This window comes from Methylomicrobium agile, assembly GCF_000733855.1.
In the GTDB taxonomy this organism is placed as follows: Bacteria; Pseudomonadota; Gammaproteobacteria; order Methylococcales; family Methylomonadaceae; genus Methylomicrobium; species Methylomicrobium agile.
Genome location: NZ_JPOJ01000001.1, coordinates 1280212 through 1299135 on the forward strand (window position 1 = coordinate 1280212; position 18924 = coordinate 1299135).

An 18924-nucleotide genomic window follows, 5' to 3' on the forward strand; every position below is an offset into this window, starting at 1 on the left:
ATCAGCTTTCCGTCGTTACCCGCAAGACTTCTTCGAGAGTCGTGACGCCGTGCACCACCTTGTCCAGGCCGTCTTCGTACATCGTCCGCATGCCTTCTTCGATCGCCAGTTTCTGGATCACGCCGGCTTCCTCGTGCGCCATCACCAATTTACGGACCGGATCGGTCATCGGCAAAAACTCGATGATCGACATCCGTCCCCGATAGCCCAGACCGCCGCAGGACGCACAGCCGACCGGCTTGAATAAAGTAATGTCACCCTCCGGCCGGTAACGACGAAGATTCAGTTCGGCGACCACTTCGGGCGGTGCCGGCTGCCCTTCTTTGCATTGGGGGCAGAGCTTTCTGACCAGCCGCTGCGCCAGGATGCCGTTGACGGTCGAGCTCAGCAGGTATTCTTCCAGTCCCATGTCCAGAAGCCGGGTGATCCCGCCGGCGGCATCGTTCGTATGCAGCGTCGACAGCACGAGGTGACCGGTCAGCGCCGACTGCACCGCGATCTTGGCGGTTTCGAGGTCGCGCATTTCGCCGATCATGATCACGTCCGGGTCCTGCCGGACGATCGACCGCAGCGCGGAGGCGAACGTCAGACCGATCTGCGGCTTGGCCTGAATCTGATTGACGCCTTCGAGCTGGTATTCGACCGGGTCTTCGACCGTGATGATCTTGCGTTCGGAGGTGTTCAACAGTTTCAGCGCCGCGTACAGCGTGGTCGATTTACCGCTGCCGGTCGGGCCGGTAATCAGGATGATGCCGTGCGGCTGCGCCAGCACGTCCATGAATTGTTCCGCATGCCGCCCGGAGAAGCCGAGCGCGGCAAAGTCGAACACCATGTTTTCCTTGTCCAGCAAACGGATCACCACGCTTTCGCCGTACATGGTCGGAATCGTGGATACCCGCAAATCGAGCTCCTTGCCCAGCATCTGGACCTTGATCCGGCCGTCCTGCGGCAACCGGCGCTCGGCGATGTTCAGCTTCGCCATGATCTTGATCCGCGAGATTACCGCCGCGGTCGATTTGACCGGCGGCGAATGGATGTCCTGCAGCACGCCGTCGATGCGCAGCCTGACCTTCAACGCATGCTCGAACGGCTCGATATGGATATCCGATGCCTTCGTTTCGATCGCGCGCTGCATGATCAGATTCACCATTTTGATCACCGGCGCTTCGCTGGCCAAATCCTTCAAATGCTCCAGATCTTCTTCGCCGACTTCGTCGACGGTCAGATCGTCGACGATCCGGTCCATTTGCGACCGGCCTTCGCCGTATTGCACTTCCAGCGCCGCATCGATCTCGGACAGCACGCCGACCTTCGCGGAAACGCGTTTGCCGGTCGCCAGCGTCAACGCATCGATCACGAAACGGTCTTCCGGATCCATCATCGCGACCCGGGCTTCATCGTCGTTTCCGCCGATCCCGATCACATGGAAGTTTTTCAGGAACCGCAGCGATACGCTCTCGGGCAGCGGCGCCTCCAGCGGATAGTCGCCGGTCAGGATTTTCTCGAAATCCCCCGATTCGACAAACGCATCGGCGACATCGTGCTCGGAGCACAGGCCCAGCTTGACCAGAAGATGGGGCAGGCTTTCGGCCACGGAAGACTTCTGCATCCGCTCGACTTTTTTCAATTCGTTGGCGGACAGTTTGTTCTTGTCGAGCAGAATCTGTAGAAAGGCTTGATAAGGTTTCGCTGCATTTTCCATTACGATTGCCATGCTGCATCCCTCAGTGATGTGGTGAACTTCAAAATAAGGCTTGGATCGGTGAGATCGAGGATGAATGATTAAAGAATGAACAGGCCGCCGGTTACTCCAATTCCCGAGAAGGTTTATGCTGACTGGACACGAAATGTAAATTTTATTTATCGATCAGGCTGTAAAGCGTAATACTGAAAACATTTAAAATCCTGGCTGCCTGGGTAAGGCCCTAACTAGCATAACGCATTGCCGAAAGAATTGCACCCCGGCCGGCTTTGGGGCGATGTTCTTCCAGTGCGGTCCAATCATCCCCGGCTTCCTGTTTGTGCTTCCGATTTTTCCGCACCGTAAAACCCAGTCTGACCCTCTGCCTCCGATAAAGTTTCACAATCGACGCGACTAATATAAAGCTGCGCAGCCATCTGTCCCGACTTTTTATGAACCGGCTCGGCCATCAAATCCTTGCCCGTTCCCGGCTCGTCCGTGATCATTACACCGCAATCCTGACCGGCAAGGTATGAAAATCGTATACGGCAAGACTTTGGTGAAGACCTGCCAGGTTTTAAAAACCTGGCAGGTCTCTTTTAGAACCCCGCCATTTTACCGCTCGATCAGTCTTGCCGCCTCCTGAACGATAACCTGCGGCTCGATTTCGCGAATCGAAAAATCTTTTTTGTTCAATTTATAAGGATTCACTTGCGAGGCGGACTTGACCACGCGGTTGATGCCGGTCTGATATACCCGGCTGACCGGCGTCGGGCCGAAGATCGTAAGCGACGGCCGATTCAGCGCCCAGGCCATGTGCGTCGGGCCGGTATCGTTGCCGATCACGAGGTCGCAACGCGCAATCAATGCCTTTAGATCGTTCAAATCGAGTTTCGGCATCACTTTAATAGCCTTCGATTGCGCGGCCATCCATTCCGCGCGAGCTTTTTCCCGCTCGCTGCCCCAAACCGCCAGGCAATTTTGCCCCAGCGCCTCGGCAACCTTGACATAGTTTTCGGCCGGATAATTCCGGCTTTCCCAGGTCGAGCCGGTCACCAACACGATGTTTTTCCGATCCTGCCGCAAACAATCGTCAATGCAGGACGACGGGTTGCGATAAAACAGAAACGGCTGCTTATTCAGAATTTGTTCGGGGACGATCTCGAATCCCAGCGGCCGCGACAGCACCCGCGCATTGCGGTCGATCGTGTTGGCATCATAAGCGCAATGGATTTTCTGACTATAAAACCAGGACGCGGCTTTTTCGCGGATCGATCCGGCATCGAAGCCGGCAATCTTTTTGCCGATCAATCGGGCGACGATCGCCGACTTGATGAGCCCCTGCGCATCGATGACCCGATCGTAATTGCGTTCCGCAAATGCGCGAATTTTTCGAAGCTCCGCGAAAAACCGCATCTTGTCGGTTTTGAGTACTTTCAGATTGACGGTCAAAATCCCGTCCAGGTCGGGGTTGTCGGCCAACACGCCCGCAAAGCGCTCTTCGACGATCCAGTCGATTCGGCATTCGGGAAACCGTTCCTTGATGAACTGCAGCGCGACCATCGCATGCACGATGTCGCCGAGCGCGGAGAGTTTGACGATCGCGATCCGCATCGGCCGGTCAACCGGGCAGCAAAGCCAGGATTCGCTCGGGACCGATCCCGCTCAGGCAGCGGGCGTGCTCCGGATGACCGGCCGGATACAACGGACAGATGCGCTTGAAGCAGGGCGCGCAATCCAGATGCAGCGAGACAATCCGGGCCTTGGCATGCAAGGGCGGCGTAAAGCCGGGATCCGACGAGCCGTAGATCGCGATCAGCGGCTTGTCCAGCGCGGCCGCCAGATGCATCAGGCCGGAATCGTTGCTGACCACGGCATGAGCCAGCGACAGCAGATCGACCGCTTCGTCCAGTTGGGTGCGGCCGGCAAAATCGATGCAGGCGCCTCCGGCCAGCCGGTTGATTTCGGCGGTGACCGCCTGGTCTTTTTCCGAGCCGAACAGCCAGACCTGCCAGCCATCCGCGATCTTCAGCCGGGCCAGTTCGGCGAAATGTCCGGAAGGCCAGCGTTTGGCAGGGCCGTATTCGGCGCCGGGACACAAAGCTAAAATATTGCCGCCGGTTTCGACCCGGAATTTTTCGGCGGCCGCCGCTTGCCGCGCCGGCTCGACCGGAATCGCGGGAACCGGATAAACGGGCGGCTGAACGGCATTTTTCGGGAACGCCAACGCCACGAAGCGCTGCACGGTCATCGTCAGGGTCTGCTTGTCGAGCCGGCGGGCATCGTTCAACAGGCCCCAACGGCATTCGCCGATATAACCGGAGCGAAGAGGAATATGGGCAAAGAAGGGAGCCAGCGCAGATTTCCAGGAATTGGGCAGCACGATCGCCCGATCATAGGCTTCGCTGCGTAACTGCCGGCCCAGTTTGATCCGCTCGGCCAGCCCGAACTGGCCGTGCGAAAGCGGCATCGCGATCGGCCTCGCCACTTCCGGCATCCGGTCCAATAGCGGAAAAGTCCACGCCGGCGCCAGCACGTCGATCCGGCAGGCCGGATCGGCGGCTTTCAGCGCGATAAAGAGGCTTTGCGCCATCACCATGTCGCCGACCCAGGACGGGCCGACCACCAGAATCTTCTTCGTGATGGCGAAGGCGGCGTCAGGTTTCAAATCTATTTGGCGACATAGGCCAGCCACTCGGCATGGTCGCTTCGACGTCCGTGCACATAGTCGAAATACAGCGACTGCAGCTTTTCGGTGATCGGACCGCGGCTGCCGCTGCCGATCTGGCGTCCGTCGTATTCGCGGATCGGCGTCACTTCGGCGGCGGAGCCGGTGAAGAACGCTTCGTCGGCGATGTACACTTCGTCGCGGGTGATCCGTTTCACGATCACTTCCAGGCCCTGTTCGGCCGCGATCGTCATGATCGTGTCGCGGGTGATGCCCTCCAGCGCGGAGGTGGTTTCCGGGGTATAAAGTTTGCCGTTACGAACCACGAACAGGTTTTCGCCGCTGCCTTCCGCGCAGTAGCCTTCATGGTCGAGCAGCAGGGCTTCGTCGTAACCGGTCGAGATCGCTTCCTGCAACGCCAGCAGCGAGTTGATGTAGTTGCCGTTCGCCTTGGCCTTCAGCATCGTGCTGTTCACGTGATTGCGCGTATAGGACGAGGTGCGGATCCGGATGCCTTTTTCCAGGTTGTCGGCGCCGAGATAAGCGCCCCAGGTCCAGGCCGCCACCATCACATGCACTTTCAGATTGTCGGCGCGCAGCCCCATCCCTTCGGAACCGTAAAAACACATCGTGCGGATATAGGCGCTGTCGAGGTTGTTCTTCGCGATCGCGCCGCGCTGCGCATCGTTGATGTCGTCCTTGCTGAACGGCATCGGCATGTTCATGATGTGCGCGGAGCGGAACAGGCGGTCGGTATGCTCCTTCATCTTGAAGATGGCCGTGCCTTTTTCGGCGTGATAGGCTCTGAGACCTTCGAACACGCCGCCGCCGTAATGCAGCGTGTGGGTCAGGACGTGAGTTTTCGCATCGCGCCAGTCGACCCATTTTCCATCCAGCCAGATAGTGCCGTCTCTATCGTCCATCGTCATCTCGGATACTCCAAAGTGTGCTTACGTTTTAATCTTAAAAATTCTGCCTTCATTGAAAACAGGAAGATTTTTTATCTGTTTTCCGCTTCAACGCAGGGATTGTTCGACGGCCATGCCGCCGAGTTAACCGGCGCATACCTTTATAAAAGGGAGAATTGTACTATAAAGTCAGCACCCGCCATACCGGCTTTCATCGATCGGCATTGGGATCACTTTGGCGCGGCGTCGGAGAAACAGAACGGGGGCAATACCGTCAAATCCCCCCCGAGGAGTTGCAAAGCTGGTTTTGCAGCCGACGAGACGGAGCGACAAAGAGTCGTAGGGCGTTTTCGCGATAGCAAAACGCCAACAGGCTTCAAAGCAGCGATGGCGGATTGCCTGGCGGCGAATCCGCCCTACAAGCGCTTTATCTTCACGCCCTTGGCAGGAAGGATCGAATCAACGCACCAGCAGATCGGCCCCGAACCAATCGACCAGCACGCTGCGGTAATGCTCGGATTTTTTCACCTGCAGATGTTCGAGCGGATTCAGGTTATCGGTCAGCAGCACGCCGCGGCTTTTGTCGACCTGAAACCGCCGTTCCCCGAGCCAGCCGATCTGATCCGCAAACAGGGATTTGGCCTGCAAGTCCAAAGGGCGGTTTGAGGCCAGAAAGATGAAATCGTTGAAATCCTTGCCCGGTTCCGAGATGAACACAGATTGATGAGGAAAGACCTGATCGACCGTTTTCGCGACCGAAGGCAGCGCCAGATTGTCCTTTGCTTCCGCAAAGCTGACAAAATTGACCGCCAGAATGCCCTGTTCGGACAAAAGCCCCTGCAATTGTTGCAGGGTTTCCACGGTCAATAGGTGCGCGGGCTCCGAGCCGCCGGTAAAACAGTCGTGGATGATCAGATCGTAGGGCCCCCGGAGATGGCGGATTTCATAGCGCGCGTCGCCGATAATGTTCTTTCCGCCCGGATTGAAGCCGAAATAACGGCCGGCCGCCTTCGCCACCGCCGGGTCGATTTCCAACGTGTCGGTTTCGATGCCGTAGCGCCCCTGCAGTACGTCGACCATCTTGCCGGCGCCCAAGCCCACGATCAGCGCGCGCTTCATGCCCGGCCTGAGCGCCGGGATCATGCCGACGATATCCTGGTAGCTGAGCCGGTTGCCGCCGTCGCCGATCCCGGCCGCGCCGATCATCGACGCGTCGGAAGTCAGCATGCGCAGATTGCGCGCGGGCTGGTCGATCACCCGCACCCAGCCGTACAGGCTTTCTTCTTCGGAAAGCATCCGGAATTTGCCGCTGCGGTCCTGAAAATGACCCGCATCGACGATTTTGGGCAGCAAGCCCAGGCCGATGACCAGTAACGACAGGCTGGAAACGATGGCCGAATTCATCGCCAGGCGTTTTTGCTCGAACACCGCCACCGAAACCGCCAGCAGCAACAAAAACACGCCGGTGCCGATGAAAATTTCGCGCGACCCCAGCAAAGGGAACAGATAAAAACCGAGAAACAACGTGCCAGCCACGCTGCCCAGCGTGCTAACCGCGTAGATCGAACCCGCGCTCGAACCGACGCCGTCCAGGCGCGAAGTGGCAAGCTTGATCGCGAACGGCCCGACCATCCCGAGCATCGTCAGGCTCGGCATGAACAAAACCAGGGCGCTGACCAACGCGCCCAAGCGAAGGCCCAGAGGATCGGTCGCCAGCAGCACCGGCCGGGTCAGCCAGGGAATCAGCAGCGTCAACACCGCGGCCAGAGCCACGATCAGCGACAGGCCGCTGCGCCTCGCGCGGTCGGCCCAGCGCCCGCCGACAAAATAGCCGATCGCCAGCGCCATCATGGTGACCGAAATCAGCGACGACCAGACGTACAGGCTGGCGCCGTAGAACGGCGCGATCATCCGGGTGCCTAACAGTTCGATCACCATCACCGAAGCGCCGGTCAGAAATACGGTCAGATAGAGCCCGAAACGTTCGAGCGTGTTAACAGCGTTGTACGTCATGTCGGATTCCTAAAGCCTTTATTGAGAGTGGACGGCAGCATTTTGCAAAGTCCCGCCCGTTCCGCCGTTCACGTCGATCCAAAGATGCGGCAGCCCGAGCGATTCCAGCCAGGCCGGCCCCGCCTCCGCCTTCAGCATGGCGATAGTCGAAGCGCTGCCGGCCACCACGCAGAAGTCGGCGATCACGGTAACCGACGCCAGGTGCCCGACCGGCCAGCCGGTGCGCGGATTCAGAATGTGTCCGTAGCGCACATCGCCGATCGTCAGGCAGCGTTCGTAATCGCCGCTGCTGGCCATCGCGCCGCCGGACAATTCCACCGTTTGCAGAAGCTCCCCTTTTTGCCTGGGATGGCGAATGCCGATCCGCCACGGGCTGCCGTCCGCGCGCGGGCCGATCACCTTGATGTCGCCGCCGAGGTTGATCATGCCGTGCCGGATGCCCGCCGCCCGGCACAGACCGGCGGCCCGGTCGGCCGCATATTCCTTCACCACGCCGCCGAAATCGATTTCCATGCCGGGCAGCGGGAATTCGAGCACCGGCGGTTGCCAGACGACCTTGTCCCAGCCGACCCTGGCGAGCAAATCGTCAATCAGACTTTGCTCCGGCAACGCGCCGCTGTCGAAGCGCCAGGCGCGCCGCAAGATGCCCGAGGTAATATCGAACAGTCCCCCGCTTTGTTCATGGCAGGTGGCCGCGTAATTCAAGAGGCCCGCAGTTTCATCGTCCACCTTGATCCGCCCGCCTGCCGCCGCAATGCGGTTAATTTCGGACAGGAAACTGTCGGCGCGGTAGCGCGAATAACGCGCTTCCAAGCGCGCAATATCGGCAACGGCGGCTTCGGCCGCCCGCCCGGCCGAAGCCCTAACTTTCGCGAAAAGCTGAATTTCGCAGGACGTGCCCATGGCTTTGAAATCGTGCCGATAAAGTTCGAAGGTATTCAAGGCAGAGTGAACCTCTGGGTGCCCACCGCAGCGGCGGCCAAAAAGGATTTGTCGATATCGCCGTTACATTTGCAGAAGCAAGGGCTAGGTTATTGCGATTACCGAAAACATCTTCAAGTAGGGCGGATAAGCGCAGCGCATCCGCCTCTGCTGGCATAGTTGGCGGATGCGCTGCGCTTATCCGCCCTACATACTGCGAGAGAAAAGAATTTTTTTCTTGGCGGATTGCCCAACGCCTCCCATCTAAAACGCATAATGCCAGGTCGCCGACAACGTGCCGTCGCGGTCCAGCTGATAGCCGTTGTAATCGGTGGCGACCGGCTGCAGCCATTCGACGCCGAGGGTATTACCGGCCAGATCGCCGCCCGGCACCGTCGCGTTGAGTCCGAAACCGACGTCCCAGAACCGGCCACCGTAGTTCATCGGGTAATCCATCGGCCCCAGCTGGTCGATGAATTGATTGAACTGGCCGTGTATTGCCCCCTGAACCGTATAGACGCCGCGCACGGTCGCGGTCAGCCAGTTCGTCAGCCCGTAGCCGCCCCAGGCCGTGCTCTGGAAGATGTCGCCCAAACGGTAGCCGGTTTCGCCATGGTCTTCGAGCCGCTTGGTGCCGCTGAGCTGCGCGCCCCACGACCAATCATCGTAATTGCCGGTATAGGTCAGGCTCGGCTTGAAATCGAGCGTGCCGCTGCCGAGCTGCATCCCGTAATGGATCAGGCCGCCTTCCACCTGGTGATTGCGCCGCAGTTCGATGTCGACCGCCCCGAACGGAATGCTCAGGCCGAGCCCCATGTGCAGGTGATGGCGGCCGGCATCGAACAATTTGACCAGCGCATACACCCCCATGTCGCTGATGCCGCCGGTTTCGTGCCCGTTCTCGACATGATGCGGGATATGCGCGCCTCCGCCCTCTGGCGCTTCGTTATCCGGCGGCGCGCCGGCCAATCGGTGCATCGTCATGCTCATGTCCATGAACTGGGGCATCACCATCAGGTTCAGCCAGTCGGTCGGCGCATACATGATGTCGAGCATGTGCATGTGCATCACCATGCTGTTCGGCTTGACGAAGCACGGGTTAGGCCCGCAGCCGCCGGCCACGATCGCAGGATCGCCGACCAGGTTCGAACCGTGCAGCATGTCGCCGCCCTGGCTGCTGTACATGTAACGGTAGCCGACCATGAAGCCGTTCTTGCCCAGCATGTGATCGAACATCACGCCGGCCGGGGCCGTGGCGCCGTGATGGTGGTGGTGATGCGCATGACTGCCGTGGTCGCTACCGACCGCCAGGGCTTCCAGATTGACCTTGAGCGTGCCGTTGACGTTCCAGGAGTCGAAATCCGCGTAGTCGCCCTCGCCGCCCCCGCCGATTTTCAGACCGCCCTGGTGGGTGTAATATTCGAAACCCAGGTCGACGTCGATGCCTTTCGCAAACTTTTTACTGACCGTCACCCCGCCGCTCAAGGCGCCATAACCGGAAAGGCGTTGATCGCTGGAAAAATGGTTCGGCAGCAGATTGCGGTTAAACCGGCCCGAATTGTAGGGCTGGTTCGAAATCAGGTAAGGAGCATAAAAATCGGCCGCATCCTGGGAATAATAGCGGATTCTCGGCGTCACGCTCCAGCCGTGGCCGAGCGGCTGCACCCAGTCGGACTCGAAGGTGTGGGCGTTGATGCCCCAGTCGTCGAGATAATAGCGGTAATTGAAATGCAGCGCCGCGTCCAACATGTCGATATGCTGCACATACCCCAAATTCCCGTTGAACTGGTTGCGCACGTTCGGGCGCTGTTCGAGCAAGGCGCGGACTTGCCCCACATAGGCCGCGCCCTCGGGCGGCGGAATAGCGTCGTTGATGAAGGCGACTTCGACGACCTTGTAAGGGTTTTCCATATAGCCGTTGCCGAGGGTGTAACCCAGACCGGCCTCGATCAGCGCGTTCTTGTTCAGAACCTGGGTCAGGCCGAGATGGGCGCCCCAATCCTTACGTTCACCGTGAATGATCTTTCCGCCTTCCGCGGTCCGCTCGATCTGGCCGTCATAGGCGCCGGTATTGATATACGGCAACGCATCGTGATCGATTCGCGCGTGGGTATCGCTCGACGTATAGCTCAAGCCGCCGCTCAGGGTAGTCAGCTTCTGATTGAAGTCGAGCCGCCCGCCCAGGTTGACGAAGCTCGATTCATAATCATCTTCCAAAGACAGGCCGCCGCCCACATCGAGTGCCGCCTCGTCCCATTCATAGCCAAGCTTGAAGCTGCCCTGTTTTCGGGTCTCGGGAGACGCCGAGGAAAGCGTATGCACCAAGCGGCGGTCGATGCCTCCGGTCACGTTCCTAAAACCATCGGTTTGCAAGGGATTCAGCTTCGAATCGAAGAACAAGTCCCCATTGATAATCGGCGTGGCGCCGGTCACGCCGTCCGGCGAATGCGAAGTGCTGTTGCCGCGTAGGTCGAGCGGCGCGGTGGCGATCGGCGTCGCTCCCGACCAGGTATCCTGCGTGTAGTTGAAAGTCAACTTGACCCGGTCGGTCAGCTTCAGATTGCCGCTGCCCTGCAGGGTATCGACCGTAATCGGCCGGAATTTGCTTTCGACGCCGAACAGCTGGCGATTCTCTTCCTGGTAATGGCCGTACTGGACGGCGAATTCGTCGTCCGCCGCTTGCGCCGCCGGCAACACCAAGCCGGGCAACGCCAGGGCGGCGGCGGTCAGGGCATTTAACGGGCCTGCCGACGGTTTCCGAGCGTCGTCGGCCGGTTGAACCGGCTCAATAGCAGCCACATCCACCTCCCTCGGACGCGCTCACGCCGGAAGCGGCTTCCCGGCTGCCGTAGATGTGGCCGCGAAAGGAGCTCTGCAGCGGATAGGGTTCCAGCGCCATCTGCGGCTTGGCCAGATTGCCGCGCTGCCAGGGCGCGACTTCCGTACAACCGGCCGCACCGATCGCCAGAAAAAAAGCCAGCGCCGCGTAAGTCCGTCGAACCGATGGCATCATTTCGCGCCCGTCGCCGAAGGGTTCTCGTTCAACAGCTTCTCCACGGTTTCGCGCAGCGCTTTTCCTTCATCCGCACGAAAGCCCAGATGCACGTCGCGGATGACGCCGTCCCGGCCGATCAGGTACGTCGACGGCATCGCCTTCACGTCGAACAGCCGGGCGCACTGTTCGCCCTTGTCGGCGGCAATCGTGAAACTGGCCGGATATTGCGCTAAAAACGCTTGCCCATCCTCGGGGTTTTCGTCCAGATTGACGCCGATGATCGCCAGGTCTTTACCGCCGAGCTCGTCATGCAACCGGTTCATGAACGGAAACGATTTGGCGCAGGGTCCGCACCAGGACGCCCAAAAATCGAGATAGACCACCTTTCCCTTGAGTTCGTTTAACGCCACATTGCCAGAGCCATCCAATAGGGGCAGCGTACAATTGCCGGAGATCTCCCCGCGCTCCACCGCGAACAGCGGCATCGACAGCACAGCCAGGAATACCCCGAACAGAGCGATTTTTTTGGGATGGACTACTAGCATGAAAAATGACCGGAATGATTCTGGTTGAAGGCGGCCCAAACGGTTTCGGCCGCGCGTTCGAAGCTGTTAAATGAAATTCGCCAATCGAATTTTGAGGCCGTACGGAAACCACCGCCAATTTTTTCGCCTGTCGCTTCCATTGGGCATCCGTGGGTTATTGGATTTGCAAATAGTTGAGATCGGACGTTCCGGTATGGACGCCGCTGGCCGTTTGGCAGTGATATTCCAGCGAATATCGGGCCGTGCCGGGGCCGTTTTTGTCGATCACCATGCGATATACATCGTTATCGCCTTCGTGAACGACTTTCAACTGAGGGCTATAGTTGCTGTCCCCGCTCGTATGATCGGTCGCGCTGGCCGCCTGACTGCCGTTGACGACTTGCCCGCTGACTTGTACCGCCGTATTACTGGTATCGCCGCGAACTTCAAAGAACAAATGATCGGGAGGGCCGTTGTTGTCATCGAAGCACGTCAGCTCGTAGTAATCGGTAGCCGAAGCCTGAGCGCCCAGCGTTCCGCTCTGATCGTGGGCCAGAACGCCCGACGCCTGGCACAGCCAGACAATCCCGATCTGCATTAAAAACTTTCTCTTATTTCTCATGGCCGCCCCACTTCGCACTGTTGCCGGTTACCCGACTCATTGATCTTGAACCGGCACGATATCGGCCGTGCCGGTGTCGGCATTGGCGCTATTTTCGCACCGGTAGTCCATCGTGTAATCTCTTGCATTGTCTTGCAGAGGGTTATAAGCGGTACTGTTGACCAATACCGTGTAATCGCCGTTGCCGCCTTTCAGATTGCCCGCGTCGCTATAGATGTCGTCGCCGTTGCCGTCCGTGACGTTGGTTGCCCAATTATCCTTCAACACCTGGGCATTGAGCACCACGCGCGCCGGATCCGCCGTCGTATTGGCAAACTTCACGTAGAGCTTGCCGGTTTCGCCGGTCAGTTGGTTTTTGCCACAAACAGCCGATAAGTTGGCTTTTTTACCGTTCTTGAGGGTCTTTGTCTTTATTTTGGCGACCTTCGGCTTGGTGAACTCGCCGTTATCGTTCAAACAGCGCGTTTCGACCGAAAACATGTGTTTGGTCGTGTTCGAAGTATCCGTCGTGCCGAGGGTGTCGACAGTGATTTTGTACCTCCCCTTGCCGCCCGCCACCTCGAATTCCCGCTGCGTTCCCGGCGTTACTTCCGTTTCGTCGTGCGTCACGAAACCGATCCGTTTGTTGCCTTTCTTGACATGAATATTCAGCAACAGCGGCGTCGAACCATCGTCCGACGGCGTCGTATCGATGATTTTGAAATTGAGGTGATCGGTCGGGCCGATCGCTCCTTCCGGACTCGACTGGCAGGTGATCCGGTACGAGTCGGTCGCGCCAATAAAATTACCCAGGCTTTGGTCAAAAGTATCCGCTTCCGACACGGCCGATACGCAACCTAAAAGCATCGTCCCAACCGATGCGGCAATGACTTTGTTCGTTAATCTCATCATATCCCCGCGCCCCACAAGAGGCCGTTATATACACAAGAGGCTTGGCGCCTTAACCCTCCGACTTTTAACGATCCTTATCGATCCGCTTGCTTATACTCAAGTATTTAAGCCTTTCGAGGCGCAGCATCAGTCGGGCGCTACGCCAAAAATAAATCCGGGCAAGTATACACCTTTGCCCGCTTTGCACAACAACCCGTCGCCGCCCGCGAAACACGGAGAACGACAGTCGGCGGCCAATCCGGTAGATTGGTTCGATGGAGAGGAAGTTTCTCTCCTTAAACGGCAAAAGCCAAGGCACCTGCCGTGCTTGGCCTCGATCGGCCGCTTGCTCCGGCGCCCAGGCGCCGAAGCAGGCGGAGTTTCCCTTCAAGATATTTTCGATAACGTTAGAACGGACCATTACCCGAAGTGAACGGCTGGGTATTCGGGCCGGTCAGGTAGGTATCCAGATCGATGCCGGCGGGTTCGACCGTATAATTGACCAAAGGGCTTCCACAATTCGCGGTATCCGCCGCGGCGTTGTTCACGGTAATTGCAGCCGACCAGTAACTGGCATCCGCGCCGATAACTTCAGGATCTTTATACAATTGGCTGCCGTTGTACAGATCGGAGAACCACCAGTCGGCGCGGTTGTTATCGCCATTGCCGCCGCCCTGGTTCTTGTAGATCCGCGAGTCCGCCACGTTGGCCTGCAGGCCGTTGTTCACGTCGACGATCGAAGTGAGCGGAATCGGACGGCCGAAAGCGTCCTTCGGTTTTTTATAAGGCCCCTTCACGTCGTTGGCTTCGTTCTTTTTCAGGTCGCACCAGTTGATGACCGCGACGCGGATCTTCAAGGTCTTGACACAGTCATTTTTGATGGTCGGCGCGGTGATTTTGAACGGGGTAATGGTATTCAATTTGGGCTCCATCGCTCCGTCGCGCCAGTGCAGGGCCCGAACCACGCCGGCAGTATCGACGATTTCCTGCGAGGTCGCGAAAGCCGAGGACATGCCGGCATAGCCGGTGACGTTCAACGACAAGGAGGCCGCCGTGATCGTGCCGTTGCCGTCGCCGCCTTGTTGAATCACCGCGCCCGTCTCGTCGCGCCAGACCGCCGTGCTGCCGTAAGGAAACAGCGCCGTCTGCCCCAATACCGGATAAGCCTGCCCCGACTGACCTTCGGCTCCGGAAGCACAGCCGTGGGTAATGGTAAATCCGTTGTAACTGGCTTTGCCTTCGTCGACCTGATCCCGCACTCCGGTGTGCGCATAGGCATGACCGATGCCCAATGCCGCCACAAACATAAATGATGCTGTCGTTTTTATTGTGGAACGCTTCATTCTGCCCCCCTTAGGCATTTATGATTATTCTTAAAGTTAAACTCGATGCCATTGCGTGCCTTGGACAAATCCCGCCTTTCCGAGTAATGACATACAATGTTATCTTAAGCAAACGCCATGCCATCGTAATTGGCCCTTTTTTTCCCTTACTTTTTATCACTTCCTCAACAGCAATTCCTCGTTCAGCTTCTTTGCCCCAACGGCGATGACCGCCGAAATACCCAACAAAATCGGTCATATAATGCCGTTGACCGATATTCCGGATGCCTGGCCGCCTTTCGGTATTCCGCCCTTCATTGGACACACTCATCATCGCGAATTCATTCCACGGCCTCTAAATTGCGGCATATGACGCGCCTAAACCAAGTTAAATAACATAGTTCAATTAAATGCCCGGAGTTTCCGTTTGCCGCACGGCGGTTCGGCAATACAAATCTTCGGATTCTGAACGGAGCAAGGCACGGGCACGGACAGGCTCGATAAAGGGCACTGTTGTTCCTCTTCGAGGCTCTAATTCTGTCAGCTCGTTGCGCGCAAAGCCGAGTTTCCGGTCTTTACTGTTGACCTTGATCGTGATTCCGGTACTCTACGCTGATGAGCACCCGTTTTAAACGGGATAGCATGCCTCGAAACGGGAAGAAAATCATGGCCCCCAGAATTTACACTTGCCCGATGCATCCCGAAATTCGTCAGGAAAAACCGGGAAACTGCCCCAAATGCGGAATGGCTTTAGAGATAGCTTCCGCTCCCGCTGCGGGAACGGAATATGTCTGCCCGATGCATCCCGAAGTGGTCCGCCAGGAAGCCGGATTCTGCCCCAAGTGCGGCATGGCACTGGAACCCCGCAACGCTTCGGACGAGGAAGAGGAAAACCAAGAACTCGGCGATATGCGGCTAAGGTTTTGGATTAGTCTCGCCCTGTCCTTGCCGGTATTTTTGATGGCGATGCTGCATGACCTGATGCCGGCATTCGTCGCCGGCACATTATCCCTACGCCAGCTCCAATGGCTGGAATTCGCCCTGGCCACCCCCGTCGTGTTGTGGGGCGGCTGGCCTTTTTTTCAACGCGGCGGGTCTTCTGTGCTAACTCGCCGCCTGAATATGTTTACCTTGATTGCGTTGGGAATCGGCGTCGCCTGGGTTTACAGTGTACTGGCCTCCTTTCTGCCGCAGATTTTCCCGCCGTCGCTGCGAGACCAGCAGGGTCGGGTGGCGGTGTATTTCGAAGCGGCGGCGGTGATCACGACGCTGGTTTTACTCGGCCAAGTACTGGAATTGCGGGCCAGAAGCCGAACCAGCGCGGCGATTAAACTGTTGCTGGGATTGGCGCCCAAGACCGCCCGGCGTCACCATGCCGACGGCAGCGAGACGGATATTCCCTTGGAGCAGGTGAAGCCCGGCGATATTCTGCGGGTGCGGCCAGGCGAGAAAATACCGGTGGACGGGATCGTGATCGAAGGTATCAGTGCGGTTGATGAATCGATGGTAACGGGTGAGCCGGTGCCGGTTGAGAAATTGACGGATATGCCGCTGATCGGTGCGACGATTAACGGCACCGGGAGCTTGCTGATGCGTGCCGAACGCGTCGGCAGCGAAACCCTGCTTTCTCAAATTGTGCACATGGTCGGTGAAGCGCAACGCAGCCGGGCGCCGATTCAAAAATTGGCCGATACGGTTTCCGGCTACTTTGTTCCCGCAGTGGTGCTGACGGCCGCCATTACGCTTGTCGTCTGGTGGAGTTGGGGGCCCGAGCCCCGATTGGCCCACGCGGTCGTGAACGCGGTAGCGGTGTTGATTATCGCTTGTCCCTGTGCCCTGGGATTGGCCACCCCGATGTCGATCATGGTCGGTACCGGGTGCGGGGCGACGGCGGGTGTCCTGATTAAGAATGCCGAAGCGCTGGAAGTAATGGAAAAAGTGGACACCCTGGTCGTCGATAAAACCGGCACGCTCACCGAAGGCAAACCGCGACTGATCACGGTCGAGGCGGCCAACGGCTTCACGAAGGAAGAGGTCTTGGCTTATGCGGCCGGTCTGGAACGGGCCAGCGAACATCCGCTTGCGGCGGCGATCGGCAAAGGCGCAGAAGCGCAGGGGCTAAAACCGCTGCCTGTCGCCGAGTTTCAATCGCTGACCGGTAGAGGGGTGGCCGGGATGATAAACGGCAGGAACGTGGCGTTGGGGAATGCGCAGTTGATGAAGGACTCGGGCATCGCAACGGACATTTTGACAAACTCGATAGAGACGTTGCGCCAACAAGGACAAACGGTGGTAATGATCGGGATCGACGGTAAAGCGGCCGGACTTCTCGGCGTAGCCGACCCGATCAAGCCTACCGCCTTCAAAGCGTTGACGGACTTGCATAAAGAAGGCATTCGGGTGGTGATGTTGACCGGCGACAACCGCACCACGGCCGAGTTTGTGGCCAAAAGCCTGGGAATCGATCAAGTACAGGCGGAAGTGTTGCCGGAGCAAAAAACCGAAGTGATCAAGAAATTACAGGGCGAAGGCCATACCGTCGCGATGGCCGGCGACGGTATCAACGATGCGCCGGCACTGGCGGCGGCCCACATCGGCATCGCGATGGGCACGGGCACGGACGTCGCGATGGAAAGTTCCGGCATTACGCTCGTGAAAGGGGATCTAATGGGGCTGGTCAAAGCCCGCCATTTAAGTCGGGCGACTTTGCGTAATATCCGCCAGAACCTGTTTTTCGCGTTTATTTACAATGCCCTGGGCGTGCCCATTGCCGCCGGCGCGCTCTATCCGTTTTTCGGTATTCTCTTGTCTCCGATGATTGCGGCGGCCGCGATGAGTCTAAGTTCGGTTTCGGTCATCGGCAATGCGTTGCGGCTCAGGCGGGTTGCATTATAAATAGAAATACCTGGCAAGGTGTGTAGAAGAGGATCCTCTTGGGAGCGGCCAACCTTTTCAAACGATATGTCCCCATGGACGAAATAGGGGTAGCGGCAGAATTCGGAAAAAGCCTACGTTAAGAGTGCGAAGCGTTCAGCAAGGCCATGATAATAGGGCAAGACGCCTCGTCCGCGTTGTGTGAACAGCACTCGACCAAACCGGACAAAGCTTTTTCCATATTCTTCAATCCTTCGATACGCTCCCGAATCGACGAGAGCTTTTTCAGCGCGATATTCCGCGCTTGCCGGCATTGCCGTTCATCTTCGAGGCTCATTAATTCTTTCAGCTCGTCGAGCGAAAAGCCGAGTTTCTGGCCTTGCTTGATGAAACGCACGCGCCGGGCGTCCCTTTCGGTATAACGTCGAATCCCCTTATGCGGCTTTACGGGCTTCGCGAGCAGGCCACGCCGCTGATAATAACGGATGGTCTCGACATTCACCGCTGTCGTTTTCGCCAATTGGCCGATCGTGAAATTTTCATGTGCCATGACGCTTGACTCCGTACTTTGGTACAGAGCTTATAATAAGCCATTCCAAATCACTTTGGCGACTGTCATGAATCCAAAACAAACTCTGATGGCGGCGATTTTTGCCGGAATCGGCGCAAGCCTATGCTGTGTCGCGCCGTTACTGTTGTTAAGCCTCGGCATTGGCGGCGCTTGGGTGGCAACTCTCACCGCCTTCGAGCCATTGCGGCCGATTTTTCTAGGATTAGCCGCGCTATTTATCGGCCTGTCGTTCCGCAAACTCCATTTAATAAGCCCAGCCTGCGAAACCGGAAAGCCTTGCGCTGAAGAAGACGTGATCCGCAAGCAGCGCTTTATTTTCTGGGGCGTAACCCTCCCGTTAATCGGTTTATTGGCGTTCCCGTGGATCGCTCCTTTCTTTTATTGAGGAATAAGCTGATGAAAACACGTATTTTTCTGTTCTTTCTGGCGTGCGTTGCTACATCCGGCGTCGGGTTGGCCGCGCCCCGCACCGTGACGCTCGATGTCAAAAATATGACCTGTGCCGTCTGTCCGCTTACGGTCAAGAAAGCGCTCGAACGCGTGGCCGGGGTACAGCAGGTTTCAGTCAGCTACGCGGATAAAACCGCGACGGTGCAGTTCGACGATGCGGCTACGTCAGCCGGTCAATTGACCGAAGCCACTAAAAACGCCGGTTATCCGTCTTCTATCCAGGCGGCGCCAAAATGAATGCGGTGATTCTCGAATCCACGCTGACCTGTCCGCAGTGCGGGCACGCCGAGACGGAGATCATGCCGACCGATGCGTGCCAATTTTTCTATGAGTGCAAAGGCTGTGGTGCGCTGCTAAAGCCGAAGAAGGGCGATTGCTGCGTCTTTTGTTCTTACGGCTCGGTCAAATGCCCGCCGATCCAGCAACATAAGCCTTGTTGCGGATAAAAAGTTTTTAGTCACAACCACCGAACTCTGTTGTCGTTCCACTCGCTGGCATCAATCAA

Annotated in this window: 19 protein-coding genes; 4 read left to right on the forward strand and 15 right to left on the reverse strand. The window is 57.8% G+C overall.

The genetic code is table 11. The features are described 5' to 3' along the window. Position 1: 1 nt before the first annotated feature. From gspE to CC94_RS23635, 14 genes are all read right to left on the reverse strand, one after another. Positions 2-1714, reverse strand: a complete 1713-nt coding sequence (gene gspE / locus CC94_RS0106145; protein ID WP_031430210.1) for a type II secretion system ATPase GspE — start codon at positions 1712-1714, stop codon at positions 2-4. A gap of 287 nt (positions 1715-2001) precedes the next feature. Then, positions 2002-2226, reverse strand: coding sequence for a sigma 54-interacting transcriptional regulator (locus tag CC94_RS0106150; protein ID WP_281174034.1), 225 nt, complete (start codon positions 2224-2226; stop codon positions 2002-2004). 70 nt (positions 2227-2296) lie between these two features. Further along, positions 2297-3295, reverse strand: a complete 999-nt coding sequence (waaC, locus tag CC94_RS0106155) for a lipopolysaccharide heptosyltransferase I (protein WP_031430214.1) — start codon at positions 3293-3295, stop codon at positions 2297-2299. 7 nt (positions 3296-3302) lie between these two features. Then, entirely contained in the window at positions 3303-4349 is a 1047-nt protein-coding gene (waaF, locus tag CC94_RS0106160) for a lipopolysaccharide heptosyltransferase II (protein ID WP_005374866.1), read from the reverse strand. 2 nt (positions 4350-4351) lie between these two features. Then, complete coding sequence (locus CC94_RS0106165) at positions 4352-5278, reverse strand: branched-chain amino acid transaminase (protein WP_005374867.1); 927 nt, start codon at positions 5276-5278, stop codon at positions 4352-4354. Between the two features lie 438 nt (positions 5279-5716). After that, positions 5717-7270 (reverse strand): fused MFS/spermidine synthase, encoded by a 1554-nt coding sequence (locus CC94_RS0106170; RefSeq protein ID WP_005374870.1) that lies wholly within the window; start codon positions 7268-7270, stop codon positions 5717-5719. 18 nt (positions 7271-7288) lie between these two features. Then, positions 7289-8212, reverse strand: a complete 924-nt coding sequence (locus CC94_RS0106175) for an FAD:protein FMN transferase (RefSeq protein ID WP_005374872.1) — start codon at positions 8210-8212, stop codon at positions 7289-7291. Positions 8213-8455: 243 nt separating this feature from the next. After that, positions 8456-10990, reverse strand: a complete 2535-nt coding sequence (locus tag CC94_RS0106180) for a DUF3570 domain-containing protein (protein WP_005374874.1) — start codon at positions 10988-10990, stop codon at positions 8456-8458. Next, positions 10977-11201 (reverse strand): DUF4266 domain-containing protein, encoded by a 225-nt coding sequence (locus tag CC94_RS0106185; protein WP_031430217.1) that lies wholly within the window; start codon positions 11199-11201, stop codon positions 10977-10979. The genes CC94_RS0106180 and CC94_RS0106185 overlap by 14 nt, the downstream gene beginning before the upstream one ends. Then, positions 11201-11731 carry a TlpA family protein disulfide reductase gene (locus tag CC94_RS0106190; RefSeq protein WP_005374877.1) on the reverse strand — a complete coding sequence of 177 codons (531 nt, stop codon included), beginning with the start codon at positions 11729-11731 and terminating at the stop codon, positions 11201-11203. The genes CC94_RS0106185 and CC94_RS0106190 overlap by 1 nt, the downstream gene beginning before the upstream one ends. A 154-nt stretch (positions 11732-11885) precedes the next feature. Continuing rightward, a complete protein-coding gene (locus tag CC94_RS0106200; protein ID WP_005374878.1) occupies positions 11886-12308 on the reverse strand; it encodes a hypothetical protein in 423 nt (140 codons plus the stop codon). A 60-nt stretch (positions 12309-12368) separates the two neighbouring features. Beyond that, a complete protein-coding gene (locus CC94_RS0106205; RefSeq protein WP_157203386.1) occupies positions 12369-13223 on the reverse strand; it encodes an HU family DNA-binding protein in 855 nt (284 codons plus the stop codon). 386 nt (positions 13224-13609) lie between these two features. Continuing rightward, entirely contained in the window at positions 13610-14509 is a 900-nt protein-coding gene (locus CC94_RS0106215) for a hypothetical protein (RefSeq protein ID WP_005374880.1), read from the reverse strand. A 46-nt stretch (positions 14510-14555) separates the two neighbouring features. Further along, entirely contained in the window at positions 14556-14858 is a 303-nt protein-coding gene (locus CC94_RS23635; protein WP_169740944.1) for a hypothetical protein, read from the reverse strand. 332 nt (positions 14859-15190) lie between these two features. On the opposite strand from CC94_RS23635, the gene CC94_RS0106220 reads away from it, so the two are divergent. Next, positions 15191-17419 carry a copper-transporting P-type ATPase gene (locus CC94_RS0106220; protein ID WP_031430220.1) on the forward strand — a complete coding sequence of 743 codons (2229 nt, stop codon included), beginning with the start codon at positions 15191-15193 and terminating at the stop codon, positions 17417-17419. 118 nt (positions 17420-17537) lie between these two features. On the opposite strand, the gene merR is transcribed toward CC94_RS0106220, so the two are convergent. Next, entirely contained in the window at positions 17538-17948 is a 411-nt protein-coding gene (gene merR / locus CC94_RS0106225) for a mercury resistance transcriptional regulator MerR (protein ID WP_031430222.1), read from the reverse strand. 67 nt (positions 17949-18015) lie between these two features. Here merR and CC94_RS0106230 point away from each other — a divergent pair, with 67 nt between their 5' ends. Genes CC94_RS0106230 through CC94_RS0106240 form a run of 3 tightly spaced genes read left to right on the forward strand, consistent with a single transcriptional unit; the run spans position 18016 to position 18865 of the window. Further along, positions 18016-18354, forward strand: coding sequence for a mercuric transporter MerT family protein (locus tag CC94_RS0106230; RefSeq protein WP_031430223.1), 339 nt, complete (start codon positions 18016-18018; stop codon positions 18352-18354). A gap of 11 nt (positions 18355-18365) precedes the next feature. Further along, positions 18366-18656, forward strand: a complete 291-nt coding sequence (gene merP / locus CC94_RS0106235; protein ID WP_005374888.1) for a mercury resistance system periplasmic binding protein MerP — start codon at positions 18366-18368, stop codon at positions 18654-18656. Next, a complete protein-coding gene (locus CC94_RS0106240; protein ID WP_005374890.1) occupies positions 18653-18865 on the forward strand; it encodes a GDCCVxC domain-containing (seleno)protein in 213 nt (70 codons plus the stop codon). The genes merP and CC94_RS0106240 overlap by 4 nt, the downstream gene beginning before the upstream one ends. The last annotated feature ends 59 nt before the right edge of the window (positions 18866-18924 follow it).